Below are 13,305 nucleotides of genomic sequence, written 5' to 3' on the forward strand. Positions count from 1 at the left end.
TATCTGAATCTGTTAGCTTGATATATATTTAATAACACATATAGTTTACGTCGTTAAGTATTTCTCCGTTAAGATGGAGAGCAGCTGAATGCCGACCTCGTTTTGCCCGCCTTCGGGGATGATGATGTCGGCATATTTTTTGGATGGCTCGATGAACGCTTCGTGCATCGGCTTGACCGTGTGTAAATATTGATCGTGGATCGATTGGATAGACCGCCCGCGCTCGTGAATATCACGCAGCACGCGGCGCAGAATGCGAACGTCCGGGTCCGTGTCGACAAACACCTTGATGTCGAGAATGCCGCGGAGTTTTTCGTCGGACAATACGTGCAGCCCTTCGATAATGACAATTTTATTCGGCATCAACTCGACCGTCTCCGTTGTCGAACGGCTGTGCATGGAGAAGTTGTAGACGGGCGCCTGGACCGGCGTACGGTGCTGCTTCAACGTCCGGAGATGCTCCAGAAGCAGTTCGTTATCGAAGGCGAGCGGATGATCGTAGTTGATCGATTCTCTTTCATGAAAGGGCAAGTGCGAATGGTCTTTATAATAGTTGTCCTGTGAAATAAACGTAACTTTATCCATCCCGAGACGGTCGATAACCGATCGGGCGACAGTCGTCTTCCCGGAGCCCGTGCCTCCGGCGATACCGATAATCAACATGGTGATCCTTGTCCTCCTGCAGCATACAGTTTCGATTGTAGTATTGTAGCATAAGCGGGTTGGGAAAACGAGTTTGTTCGACAACATGTGCACGCTCGCCGGGATTGATCTTGCTTCCTGTGAAAAACCGCGGTTATACTAGATCATACGAGGAATTCAGTTCAGATGGGAGTGCTTGAACGTGCGCGTGTTGGTTGTCGAGGATGACGCCCATTTATTGGATGCGATCGTGGCTGTGCTGGAGGACGAGCACTACCAGGTCGATTATGCGGAGCACGGTCATGAAGGATATGCGCTCGCAGAGCAAGGACATTACGACCTGCTGGTACTGGATATCATGCTGCCGGGCATGGACGGTCTCAGCATGATCCAATCGCTGCGAAAGCACGGAATACGTACCCCCTGCCTGTTTCTCACGGCGCGGGATTCGATAGAAGCGAGAGTGAAGGGACTTGATGCCGGGGCCGACGATTATTTGGTGAAGCCGTTTGCGATCGATGAGCTGCTGGCGCGGCTGCGCGCGCTCCATCGGCGCAAGAAAGGCCCGGCGGAAGAAACGCCCCTGACTTATGGCGGCCTCGTTCTGTCGCCGGACGATTGCGAAGCAACCTGCAACGGCACTCTGATCAAGCTGACGAGCAAAGAGTACGAGCTGCTTGCCTACTTGATTCAGCATAAGGAGCAGATCGTTAAGCGCGATCAAATCTTCAACCGGGTGTGGGGACTCGATTCGAATGCGAACGAAACCGCCGTCGACTTGTACGTGCACTACCTTCGCAAGAAGCTGAACGCTTGCGGCTGCGAGTCGTATATTCGTACGGTGCGAAGCGTCGGATATATGCTGAAGGCGGAGGGGGCGCATGTTTAACAAGACAAGGTATCGGTTGGTCCTGTTATTTTCCCTTGTTTTTTTTCTGCTGTTCAATGGCCTGGGCGCGGTTCTCTACTATTCGACCGAGAAGCGGTTATATGCGCAGACGGATCGGGCCATGAAGAACGAAATGAACGGCTTCACGTTCATCAGCAACCGTCAACCGGGCAGAAATTTCCCTTTTCGCCCCCCTCAATTAATGACATTCGTCCAATGGGATGCGCATGGCAACGTACAGTTCCAGGCGCCGCGCGACGGCGTGGAAGAACCGCTGCTCGAAACGTTGAAGCAAGCCGGCGTAGAAGGAGCCTTCGTCAATATCACCGTCCAGGATTCCGAATATCGGGTGTTGACGAAAACGGTTCCGAACGGAAGGCTGCAGATCGCATACAACCTGGAGCCGGAGCGGAACGTGCTGCACAATCTGCTGTTTCTGATCGGAACGGGCAGCCTTGTCAGCCTGTTGATCGCCGTCATGACGGGGTTGTTTCTGGCAAGCCGCGCGCTTGTGCCGATTCAGAAGGCTTGGGAGCAGCAGCAGCAGTTCGTCTCGGACGCCTCACACGAGCTGCGTACGCCGTTATCCGTGCTGCAGCTTCACTTGGAGCGTCTATTCCGGCATCCGGAGCGAACGGTCGAACAGGAAAGCGCGAAAATCGCCGTGATGATCGATGAAACAAAGCGCATGAGCAAGATGGTCGGAGACTTGCTGACGCTCGCCCGTTCCGATTCACACCAGTTCCAGCTTCAATATACCAAGGTGGAGCTGGCCGGCATGATTGTTAAGGTCGCGAACGAGTTCGAGGACTTGTGCCGACTGAAAGGCATCCGCTTGCGAACGTATACGCCCGAGGCTTTGTCCATGACGGGAGATCCGGATTATTTGCATCAGTTGCTGGTCATTGTTCTGGATAATGCGTTGAAATATACACACGAAGGCTCGATAAGCATCCGGACGGAGACGGACGGCAGCTACGTCACCATCGAAATTGCGGATACGGGTATCGGCATCAAGAAGGAAGATTTGCCACATGTGTTCGATCGTTTCTACAGAGCGGATAAGGCGCGCAGGCGGTCGGACGGCGGAGTAGGTCTCGGCTTATCGATTGCGAAGTGGATTGTGGAAGCCCATCACGGCTCCATCCGTGCGGAAAGCAATGAGGGTCAAGGCACGGTCATTCAAATGCGGTTTCCCTGCGAATGGAATCCGAAGCTGCTGAAGAAGAGACGCCGGATTTTTCAATCCTGAAAAATCCGGGGTCTTTTTTTTGCATTTTTTCAGGCTAAACTAAGCTATTCTTAAGCTTTTCAAATTTTATTTTAATAATCTTCTGATTTAATAATCACAGGGAAACGAATTTGAGAAGTTTTATCGGGAGGTACATCGCCAGTGAACAAGAAGAAAACCCTAATCATTGTAGTGGCTGCACTGCTCGTCGCAGGGGGAGGGACAGCGGTTTATTTCACCCAAGGCGCCAAAACGACGAAGCCCGGAGCGACAGCCGGGCAACAAACCGTCAAAGTAACCAGGGGCAATCTTCAGGCTACGATTACCGGCACCTCTCAGCTGGCCGCGGAGCAATTGCAGATGATCACTCCGCCCAAGGAAGGGATGATCAAAACGATCAACCTGGCGCGGAATCAAACCGTTAAGCAAGGAGACCTGCTGCTGGAGCTCACCGATACGAATCTGGTCGAGAAATTGGACAGCGCCAAGATTACTTTGAATCAATACCAGACGGATTTGCAGGATCTTCAAGAGCAGCTGCGGGCGCTGAAGACGACGGCGCCGACGAGCGGAAAGCTGATTTTGGCCGCCAATATCAGCGTAGGCGCCGGCGTTTCCAAAACGACGAAAATCGCGACGATAGCGGATACCGGAACGTTAACGGTCACGCTGCCGTTCATCCAGGAGGAAGCGGCGCAGGCTCGGGCCGGCGATAAGGTGGAATTAACGATCGATGGATTTCTGCTGACCAAGTCGGGCACGATCGAATCGATTTCGACCGGGAACAAGGCGGATTCGAAAGGAAACCGGATCAGCGATGTGAAGATTCGAGTGGATAACGACGGGACGTTGGATGCGGATCTTAACGTTCAAGGCTCTATGTCCGTGAATGGATTGAAGGTCGAGTCGACGGCCGCAGGCAAGCTTCAATACAAAACGACCACGACCGTATTCGCAGGCGTTACAGGGACGATCGGCAAGCTGGAGATTACGGAAAACCGCAGCGTACGCGCCGGGGAGTTGATTGCCACGATCGTGAACGACAGCTTGTCCAAAGATATAGCGACGAAACAACAGCAAATCGAGCAGCAAACGAAGACGATTCAGGATTTGGAGGATCAGCTCGCGAATTTGAAAGTATACGCGCCGTTCGACGGCGTGTTCTCTACGGATTTTGCAGATACCAAAACGAATGTGCTCGCTTCTTACCGCGTCGGATCGACCATTAAAAGCGATGTTAAATTGGGCGCGGTCGCAAGCCTGAACACCTTGCAGCTGGCGATTAGCGTGGATGAGTTGGATCTGCCTTCCGTCAAGGTCGGGCAGCAGGCGAAGGTGCGTGTCGATGCCATTCCGGGCAAAACGTTCGATGCGGAAGTGACGCAAGTATCGACCGTCGGCACGACTACCAACGGCGTCAGTACATACAGCGTCATTCTGAGCATGAAGAGCAGTCCGGAGCTGAAATACGGCATGACCGCGAGTGCGGACATTATTATCACCGACAAGAAAGACGTGCTCCTGCTGCCGACGCAAGCGGTTCAAGTGAGAAATGGGCGGCATACAGTCTCGATTCAGAAAGCGGACGGCACTCTAGAGCGGAAGGAAGTCAAGGTAGGCGCGAACGACAGCAGCCATGTCGAGATTACCGAAGGCTTGGCCGAAGGCGATCAAGTCGTGCTAGCCGGATCGACCAGAGCGAACAATTTAACCCCGCAGCAAATCGAGCAAATGCGCAACCAATTCCAACAAGGCGCTTCACAATTCGGAGGCTCCGGAGGAAACCAGGGCGGCTTCCAGGGCGGAGGTTTTCCAGGCGGAGGCGGAGGCGGAGGCGGCTTTGGCGGCGGTGGAGGCGGCAACAACAGATAATGCCGGAGAGAGAGGCGAAGCGGTTATGAGCTTGATTGTATTGAAGGATATCGTCAAACAATTCAAACGGGGAACGGAGGATTTGACCATACTGAAGAGCGTTTCCCTCTCCGTCGAACAGGGGGAGTTTATCGCCATCGTAGGTCCCAGCGGCTCCGGCAAATCAACCTTGATGAATACGATCGGGCTGCTGGACGTCCCGACATCCGGCTCCTACGTGTTGGACGGCGTCGTGACGGAGAAGCTGAAGGACGATCAATTGGCGGAAGTGAGGAACAAAAAGATTGGCTTTATTTTCCAGCAATTTAATTTGCTGCCGAGATTAACCGCCATTGAAAATGTCGAGCTGCCGATGATATATGCCGGTTTTTCCAAGAAAGAGAGAAGAGAGCGCGGCATGCACATGCTGGAAACGCTCGGAATGGGCCAGCGTTCGCATCACCGGCCGAGCGAATTGTCGGGCGGACAGCAGCAGCGGGTAGCGATCGCGCGGGCGCTCGCAATCGGGCCGGCCATTCTGCTTGCCGATGAGCCGACCGGCGCGCTGGACTCGACCACCGGCCAGGAAGTGCTGGAGCTGATGATCGAGCTGAACCATGCGGGCAACACGATCATTCTGATTACGCACGATCTTCATATCGCAGAGAATGCCAAACGCGTTGTAACGATCCGGGACGGGCACATTGTCAGCGATCAACGCAATGCTGCGCCCACTCACCGGGCGGTAGCGGAGGTATTGCGATGAGAGTATCGGAACTCATCTCCATGGCGCTCAAAACGGTAACGGCCAGCTGGATGCGAACGCTGCTTACGATGCTGGGCGTTATTATCGGCGTAGCGTCGGTCGTTACGCTAGTCTCCATCGGACGCGGAACTACGGCTGCCATCGAAAAACAATATGAAAATCTCGGAACGAATCTCATCACCGTAAACATTATGGGTCAGGGACGCGCGAACAGCCTGAACTACGACGAAGTGATGCAGTTCGAGCAATTCAAGGAATTCAATTACTTGGCTCCTACCGTCACTTCCTCGGGCGTGAACATCAAGTATGACCGCACGCAGGAGTCCTATAATGTCATCGGGACGAACGACCGCTACTTCTCGATTACGAAATTAAATTTGGCTGCCGGTCGATTGCTCTCGGAATCGGACCTAAGCTTCCGGACCAATGTCGCCGTACTCGGCAGTACGGTTGCAACGGAACTGTTCGAATCGGCGAACCCGATTGGCAAAAAAATTAATATTAAAGGGTACGAGTTTACGGTCATCGGCACGTTAAAGACGAAAGGGACTACGATGGGAACCTCGGTGGACGAATCGATCGTTATCCCGCTGTCAACGGCACAAAGACAGCTGGGCCTTGGCAACATCCGGACGACCTATATCGAAGCGGCCGACAAGGAACAGATGGCGGCGGCACAGAAGACTTTCTCGAATTATTTGACGACCAAGTATAAGAGCGCGAACGGTTTCCGCGTACTGAACCAGGATTCGCTGGTCGAGGCGCGAACGGCTGCGACCAGTTCGTTGACGAGCCAGCTTGTCAGCGTCGCCTGCATTTCCCTGCTGGTCGGCGGGATCGGGATCATGAACATCATGCTCGTAACGGTTACGGAACGAACGAGAGAGATCGGGATCCGGAAATCGATCGGCGCCAAGCGCAAAAACATTCTGATGCAATTTCTGGTCGAAGCCGTCGTCATTAGCGGATTGGGCGGTTTGATCGGGCTGGTTCTGGGGATCGGCATTTCGCTGGCCTGGCCCTACATCAACAAGAATCAAATGACCGTCATTTCATGGGACATCAGCATTTATGCCTTTTTATTTTCCGTTGCAGTTGGCATCCTGTTCGGCATTTATCCGGCGAATAAAGCATCCAAGCTGCGTCCGATCGACGCCTTGCGTACGGATTGACTCTCATTTTTTGGCAAAAGCTCTAAGGAGGCTACAACATTGAATAAAGAACAAAAATTCAATCGACCGCACCGCGTGAAATATCCGCTGATCGCCTGGGCGCTGATCGTGGCTTGCCTGCTGTTATATACCTTGAATCCGGGTGTATCGTTTGCAGGCAAAGAGGGCGTATTTATTAACAACTCGGTCTATTTCACATTGGAAGAAGTCTCGTTAGCGAAGGGAACGGACAGTCAAACGATCCAGTTCCGGGTTCAGTTGAACAACGCCGGCGGTTCCGCGGTTGACTTTAACAACTATGGCGTCCAGGTGACGACAACGGACGGAAAAAGCTATTATGCGCAGCTGAGCGAAAAGGCGGACGCTCTCGTTGCACCTAACTCCGAACGTTCGTTCTCCTTCATTTCCAAGCTGCCCTCGGCCTTAACCGTAGATCAGCTAAAGGTAAGCTTCTTTGACCGCAGTCGGAATCATATGGAGCTGGGCGCGCTTTCCGTTGAAAAAGCGATGTCGGTTCAGCAGAACGATCATCAGTTTGTATTTAATCTTGCGAGCGCAGATTCCACCGTGACCGGCAATACGTTTGTTTCCGTACAAATCGACAAGGCCTTCGCCTATCCGGTAGACGGCAAATGGAACATCACGCTGGACTCGCGAGTGAAAGTATCGGGCGCAAACAGCTGGGATCCGGTCAATATGAATTATGTGCTGCAGGACGGGCAGAGAACGTTCGCTTTGACGGCGAGTAAAGTGGATGAAAGCAAGCTGGACGGATCATCGATCACTCATTTGCTGCTTCATGCTTCGTTGGATGCCGAGCCCGAGCTCGGGAAGGTGAACCTCGGATTGAACAACAAATCGACGGGCAAATCAATCGGAGAAATCGGACTTCAATCCTTGTTCCAATTGGTGCAATTGGGGGAGAAGGCCGCATTTAACGGTCAGGGAAAAGAAGGCTTGTCGGTTGAAGTGACGAAGGCGGAGGAAGTGAGGCAGTCCGGCAAAAGACTGGCGCTGCTTACAGCGGTCGTTCACAACGGCAGCAGCCGTTCGATAGCCAACCCTGATTTGATAGGGCTGCTCGTCTCGAAAGATCAGCAACATTCCGTAACGATGGAAACCATCGTCGGCACCGAGAAATATACGGCTGCCGGCAAGGCGACAACGTATCAGTTTGCGGTAGAGTTGCCTGACGAGCTTGTTTCGAAGGCTTACGAATTTTATTTGTCCGAGAAATCGTCGCAGACGAGCGCAGCCGCCGCTGCGAATACGAACGCAGCCGGCAGCGGACAAGCGGCGGCATCCGGGAACAATTCGGCCGTTACAGGCGCCATTGGCGTTCCGGTCGCGGCTGTGAACCTGGACAACGGTCTTGCTTCGAGCTCTGAGGGAATAACGTCCGGCGCGTACACCTTCGGCACGCCGTTCGTCTTCGAAGCGGACAATAAGACGATCGATTCCGATTTGGAGATGTCTTTAGTTGAAATTAACGCCCACACGAACACGGAGAGCGGCTACCAGTCGGTGATCGCGAAATATAAATTCGTGAACAAAGGGCAGGAGACGCTGGATTTGCCTGAATTTGCGACGGAATTGCAGGATTCGTCCGGCAAATCTTATCCGGGCGTCAAGCAAACGACGACGCTAACCCAGCTGATTCCCGGTTCGGCCTATGTATACAGCTATTCTTATATGCTGCCGCCTGGCGTTACAGGCACATTCAAGCTGAACATCCTGGAAAATACGGCGAGCGCGCTGAAACTTCCGATCTCGTCGGCTCAAGTGGCCGTACGTTCTTCGGATGAGGATAAACCGGAATTGTTCGGAACGAAGCTCGCGATGTATCCATACGAAGTGAATATCAAGCAGTGGGATTTAAGCGGCAATTACAGTAACAGCACCTGGTCGTATAAACTTATCCTTGATTTAAGCATCAAGAAAGAGGCGCAGGTGATCCTTGACGACGCCATGGCGGCGCTCGAATTCGAATTGGCGGATCAGACCGGCCGCAGCCTCGGCAGTACGACCTACTCGCTGCAGGGCGCGAATAAGCTGATCGACGGGCTGCAGACCGTTACGCTGGCGAGCGTAAGCAACAACCAGTTCAACTATCCGCTCAGTATCCGCATCTATGAAACGGTTCAGACGCCAAACGGTGCGGCCAAGCGATTGTTAACAACCCTGAAACAATAACGGCAAGAGCTTGTTCCTGCGGGGGGAAGCACTCCGGAAGGCAAGGAGGATTGAAGCGGCGGGGAGCCGGAGGATGCGTGTAGCGCATCGCTGTAAGATGTGGTATGCTCGTTCTAATGCCTTAGGCATTGGTATTATGAGCTGCTGCAGCATCCATACGATTCCCGCCGCTCGCCGGCCCAAGGAGGAAGGCCCTTTGAACGAGAACTTTATTCGAATCAAAGCGCTGGAAGGCGAACTTAAATTATCCCACAAGAAGCGTGATTTCGGGTTGACGGTCTCAACAAAAGAACTGATCTATCAGAAGCCGCACGCCAATTACCATATCCGCTTGGAAGACATTATCAGCATTACCCCGTTCGAACTGCCCGTCGGCACCAAGCCGATGCGGATCAAGCGGGAAAGCTCAAGCGTAAGCGAGACGGTCAACATGCAGACGGGCATGCAGCATTACCGTATTCATGTCAAGGATGCCGTTGTGCATAACCGAAGCGGAATGTTCAGCCTTGGCACGGCACAGTTCATCCTTCCGGTCTTGAACGATTTGCTGCTGGCGATCTCCAAATATGGCGGGCTCGACGCCGTGACTTGAATGAAGTAAGGACCGACTGAAGAGTTTATCTTCGGTCGGTCCTCTTTTTGCAAGTAACAAACGCCTGTTCAGTGCGGCGCGTCGGTCGTTTCATTGGATAGCTTAAGCTTCTCCAGCAGCTTGAAGAACAGGCTGAGCAGGATGGCGAGCACCGTTGCAAGCGCCATGCCTTTCAAGCTGAAGCTGCCGATGGTCACGGTCGCGCCGCTAAGTCCGACGACGAGCACGATGCTGGTCAGGATCAGATTGGATGTCTTCGAATAGTCGACCTTCGTTTCCACCAGCATCCGGATGCCGGAAGCGGCAATGACACCGAACAGGAGCAGCGATACGCCGCCCATGACAGGCGAAGGGATCGTGCTGATGAAGGCGGCCAGCTTACCGAAGAAAGACAGCACAACCGCGATGACGGCCGCGCCGCCGATGACCCAGACGGAATAGACGCGTGTTATCGCCATGACGCCGATATTTTCACCGTACGTCGTATTCGGGGTGGAGCCGACAAAACCCGAAATAACCGTCGAAATGCCGTTTCCAAGCAGAGAGCGGTCCAGTCCCGGATCTTTCGACAAATTGCGGCCGACGATATTTCCCGTTACGATCAAGTGTCCGATATGCTCGGCGATGACGACGAGCGCCGCCGGCGCGATGATCGTGATGGCGGACAGCTCGAACTGCGGCGCGTAGAACGTCGGCACCGTGAAGGTCCGGGCGGCGATGACCGGGTCCAGGTTAACGAAGCCGAGCCCGTAAGCAAGGGCATAACCGCACACAATCGCGATAAGGATCGGAATGATTTTGAAGAAGCCGCGGAAAAGCACGTTCCCGACGATCGTAATCAGCAGCGTGACGGTCGAGATCAGCACGGCATCCGGGTCTATACGCCAATCGGCGCCGGCAGCCGCCGGCTTGATGTACCCGGCCATTTCCGCGGCGACGGGCACAAGCTCAAGCCCGATGACGGCGACGATCGCGCCCATGGCCGCCGGCGGGAAAACCACATCGAGCCAACCGGTGCCTACGGCGCGAATAAGAAGCGCGACGAGGATAAAAATAAGACCCGATACGATAAATCCTCCGAGCGCGGCTTGATACGGCATGCCGGAACTTAAGACGGCGAAGACGGGGGACAGGAATGCAAAGCTGGAGCCGAGGTAAGCCGGTATTTTCCCTTTGCACAGCAGCAAGTAAAGCAGCGTGCCGATACCGTTCATCAATAGAATAGTTGCCGGATCGATCTTGAACAACACCGGCACGAGTACGGTGGCGCCGAACATAGCGAACAGATGCTGCAGGCTAAGCGGCAAACTTTGAAGCAGCGGCGGGCGCTCGCCCACCTTCACTTCGCGAATACGAGACAAAATGATGCACCCCTTTGACGAGTAGAATTAATTTAGGCCTGTATGTATCGTCGGCTAATATCATAATCAAATTCCCTTGAAAATACCATTGTTTTTTCTAAATTTTCATCTTTACAATTCGAAGCGTATAATGAAAATTGGCAATTCGATATCGCTCTATCTACGAAGGAGGCATTTCACGATGAACTCGTTTACTTTTCATAACCCGACAAAAATCTTGTTCGGGGCAGGCATGGCCGACCAGCTGGGCCAGCAAGTAGCCGAACTGGGCAGCCAAACCGTGCTGCTGGTTTACGGCGGCGGCAGCATTAAACGAACCGGGCTGTATGACCGGGTGATTAAGCAGCTTCACCAGATCGGCGCACGAATCGTCGAGCTGCCCGGCGTTGAACCGAACCCGCGGGTATCGACCGTGCGCCGCGGCATCAAGCTGTGCCGCGACGAAGCGGTCGATTTGGTACTCGCGGTCGGCGGCGGCAGTGTGATCGACGCAGCCAAGGCTGTAGCGGTCGGTGTTCCTTACGAAGGGGACGTGTGGGACTTTCTGCTTCGCAAAGCAAAGATTGAAGCGGCGCTTCCCATCGCAACCGTGCTGACGTTATCGGCCACGGGCTCGGAAATGAACGGCGGCGCCGTCATTACCGATTGGGAGCAAAATTTGAAGAAATCGTTCAGCAGCCCGTACGCTTTTCCGAAGTTCTCCATTCTGGATCCGACGTTGACGTACACGGTGCCCGCGAATCAGACAGTGAACGGCATTGTGGACATGATGTCGCACGTGATGGAGCAATACTTCAGCCAGACGACGGATACGCCGCTGCAGGAACGGCTGTGCGAATCGATTCTGCAGACCGTCATTGAGAACGGAGAGAAGGCACTTCAGGAGCCGGCGCATCCGGAAGCGCGCGCGAACCTGATGCTGTGCGGCACCTACGCGCTGAACGGCGGGATGATCAGCGTCGGCATGCAGGGCGATTGGGCGACGCACGCCATGGAGCATGAAGTTAGCGCGATCTACGATATCGCCCACGCGGAAGGGCTATCGATTATTTTCCCGAACTGGATGAAATACGTATACCGAGATCGGATCGATCGCTTCGTCCAGTTTGCCGTCCGAGTATGGGGCATTGAACCCGAAGGCAAATCGGACGAGGAAATCGCGCTTGCCGGCATTCAGGCGACCCGCGAATATTTTACGCGTATCGGCGCGCCGTCCCGGTTGAGCGACTTGAACATCGGAGAGGAAAGCTTGCCGCGCATGGCGGAGGAGGCTGTACGCTTCGGTCCGATCGGCTATTTCCGGAAGCTGGGCGCGGATGATGTGCTGGCGATATTGCGCATGAGCTTGTAAATGACAGGTACCGGCCATGAACAATAACCAGCGTTCGCATCGTCTTAACCATGCGATATTCATTCTCGTAACGATATTATATTGGTGTTCGCTTTACGTGTACGTCCCGATTTTGTCGCCGTACTTGGAGCATTTGGGCGCTTCTTATACGATGATGGGGGTCGTGCTTGGCAGTTACGGGCTGATGCAAATCATTCTGCGGCTTCCGCTTGGCATCGCGTCGGATCGGTTGAAACGCCGCAAGCCGTATGTGGTTCTCGGCATGCTGACCGTCACGTTAAGCTGCCTCTGCTTTGCGATGGGCGAACAGCTCGGTTGGGCGCTTGCCGGGCGGATCATGGCCGGTATATCCGCATCGACATGGGTTGCCTTTACGGTCATGTACGCCAGCCTGTACCGGAAAGAGGAGGCGACGCGTGCGATGGGCATGATCAGCCTGCTCACCGCCGCCGGACAGTTGATCGGCATGAGCGTCAGCGGTTTGCTGGTGGAAACCGGCGGTTGGGCGGCCACGTTCTGGGCCGGGACCATCATTGGGCTGGTCGGATTTGCGCTGGCGTTTGCCTTGAAGGAGCCGAAGGGCGAGATGCATCGGGCGCCGATGCGGTATGAGGATTTGTTCGCGGTCATGAAAGACCGGCTGCTGCTGAAAGTGTCGACGCTTTCGATCTTGGCGCACGGCGTCCTCTTTATTACGATGTTCGGGTTTACGCCTTCGTACGCACTTAGTATGGGTGCCGATCAATTCGACTTGACCCTGCTCGTGTTGGCCTTCATGATCCCGCACGCCTTGACGGCCTACTACTCGGGCCGGCTGCTCGCGCCCCGGTTCGGCGCATGGCCGGTTGTGATGACCGGCTTCGTTGTCAGCGCGATATGCTCGGCAGGAACTACGCTCGTACCGGGTTTCGGACTGCTCGTCGCCACGCAAGCGATCAACGGCTGCGTGCAGGGGCTGCATCTGCCGCTGCTGCTCGGTCTGTCGATCGAACATATCCCGGATGAGAAACGAGCGACTGCCATGGGCTTCTATCAGGCGGTCTATGCGATCGGCATGTTCGCAGGCCCTTTCCTGGCAGGAGGCTTGAACGAATGGGGAGGCTTGAAGAGCGGATTTTATTTGGCCGGGGCTCTTGGGCTGACCGCCGCCGTATTGACCCGCGTATGGTTTATGGCGAAGAGCAAACGCTCGGCCGTCCGGCATGTTCGGGAGGAAAGAATGTAACAGCAGCGCATAGCCGCCCAGCCTCCGGCGCA

11 protein-coding genes are annotated in these 13,305 nt (G+C 54.4%); 9 read left to right on the forward strand and 2 right to left on the reverse strand.

Annotated elements, in window-relative coordinates; translation table 11 throughout:
• Positions 1 to 45: 45 nt before the first annotated feature.
• Positions 46 to 663 carry a uridine kinase gene (gene udk, locus PVA01S_RS05600; protein ID WP_127605851.1) on the reverse strand — a complete coding sequence of 206 codons (618 nt, stop codon included), beginning with the start codon at positions 661 to 663 and terminating at the stop codon, positions 46 to 48.
• 181 nt (positions 664 to 844) lie between these two features.
• On the opposite strand from udk, the gene PVA01S_RS05605 reads away from it, so the two are divergent.
• From PVA01S_RS05605 to PVA01S_RS05635, 7 genes are all read left to right on the forward strand, one after another.
• Complete coding sequence (locus PVA01S_RS05605) at positions 845 to 1,531, forward strand: response regulator transcription factor (protein ID WP_054795522.1); 687 nt, start codon at positions 845 to 847, stop codon at positions 1,529 to 1,531.
• Positions 1,524 to 2,783: a sensor histidine kinase gene (locus PVA01S_RS05610; protein WP_054798934.1), complete on the forward strand. Its 1,260-nt coding sequence runs from the start codon at positions 1,524 to 1,526 to the stop codon at positions 2,781 to 2,783. The genes PVA01S_RS05605 and PVA01S_RS05610 overlap by 8 nt, the downstream gene beginning before the upstream one ends.
• A gap of 141 nt (positions 2,784 to 2,924) precedes the next feature.
• Positions 2,925 to 4,634: an efflux RND transporter periplasmic adaptor subunit gene (locus PVA01S_RS05615; RefSeq protein WP_127605853.1), complete on the forward strand. Its 1,710-nt coding sequence runs from the start codon at positions 2,925 to 2,927 to the stop codon at positions 4,632 to 4,634.
• 25 nt (positions 4,635 to 4,659) lie between these two features.
• Entirely contained in the window at positions 4,660 to 5,379 is a 720-nt protein-coding gene (locus PVA01S_RS05620) for an ABC transporter ATP-binding protein (RefSeq protein WP_127606042.1), read from the forward strand.
• Positions 5,376 to 6,551 (forward strand): ABC transporter permease, encoded by a 1,176-nt coding sequence (locus PVA01S_RS05625; RefSeq protein ID WP_127605855.1) that lies wholly within the window; start codon positions 5,376 to 5,378, stop codon positions 6,549 to 6,551. The genes PVA01S_RS05620 and PVA01S_RS05625 overlap by 4 nt, the downstream gene beginning before the upstream one ends.
• A gap of 39 nt (positions 6,552 to 6,590) precedes the next feature.
• A complete protein-coding gene (locus PVA01S_RS05630; RefSeq protein WP_127605857.1) occupies positions 6,591 to 8,744 on the forward strand; it encodes a hypothetical protein in 2,154 nt (717 codons plus the stop codon).
• Positions 8,745 to 8,940: 196 nt separating this feature from the next.
• On the forward strand, positions 8,941 to 9,336 hold the full coding sequence (locus tag PVA01S_RS05635) for a hypothetical protein (protein WP_054795436.1): 396 nt from the start codon (positions 8,941 to 8,943) through the stop codon (positions 9,334 to 9,336).
• A 68-nt stretch (positions 9,337 to 9,404) separates the two neighbouring features.
• Here PVA01S_RS05635 and uraA read toward each other — a convergent pair whose 3' ends face one another.
• Entirely contained in the window at positions 9,405 to 10,697 is a 1,293-nt protein-coding gene (gene uraA, locus PVA01S_RS05640) for a uracil permease (RefSeq protein ID WP_127605859.1), read from the reverse strand.
• A 181-nt stretch (positions 10,698 to 10,878) separates the two neighbouring features.
• On the opposite strand from uraA, the gene PVA01S_RS05645 reads away from it, so the two are divergent.
• A complete protein-coding gene (locus tag PVA01S_RS05645; protein ID WP_127605861.1) occupies positions 10,879 to 12,048 on the forward strand; it encodes an iron-containing alcohol dehydrogenase in 1,170 nt (389 codons plus the stop codon).
• A 16-nt stretch (positions 12,049 to 12,064) separates the two neighbouring features.
• Entirely contained in the window at positions 12,065 to 13,273 is a 1,209-nt protein-coding gene (locus tag PVA01S_RS05650; protein WP_127605863.1) for an MFS transporter, read from the forward strand.
• Positions 13,274 to 13,305 lie beyond the last annotated feature (32 nt).

The organism is Paenibacillus validus NBRC 15382 (assembly GCF_004000985.1).
GTDB lineage: Bacteria > Bacillota > Bacilli > Paenibacillales > NBRC-103111 > Paenibacillus_G > Paenibacillus_G validus.

Coding starts and splice junctions, on each gene's coding strand:
- udk (WP_127605851.1), bottom strand. CDS start 663: ATGTTGATTATCGGTATCGCCGGAGGCACGGGCTCCGGGAAGACGACT.
- PVA01S_RS05610 (WP_054798934.1), top strand. CDS start 1,524: ATGTTTAACAAGACAAGGTATCGGTTGGTCCTGTTATTTTCCCTTGTT.
- PVA01S_RS05620 (WP_127606042.1), top strand. CDS start 4,660: ATGAGCTTGATTGTATTGAAGGATATCGTCAAACAATTCAAACGGGGA.
- PVA01S_RS05625 (WP_127605855.1), top strand. CDS start 5,376: ATGAGAGTATCGGAACTCATCTCCATGGCGCTCAAAACGGTAACGGCC.
- PVA01S_RS05645 (WP_127605861.1), top strand. CDS start 10,879: ATGAACTCGTTTACTTTTCATAACCCGACAAAAATCTTGTTCGGGGCA.
- PVA01S_RS05650 (WP_127605863.1), top strand. CDS start 12,065: ATGAACAATAACCAGCGTTCGCATCGTCTTAACCATGCGATATTCATT.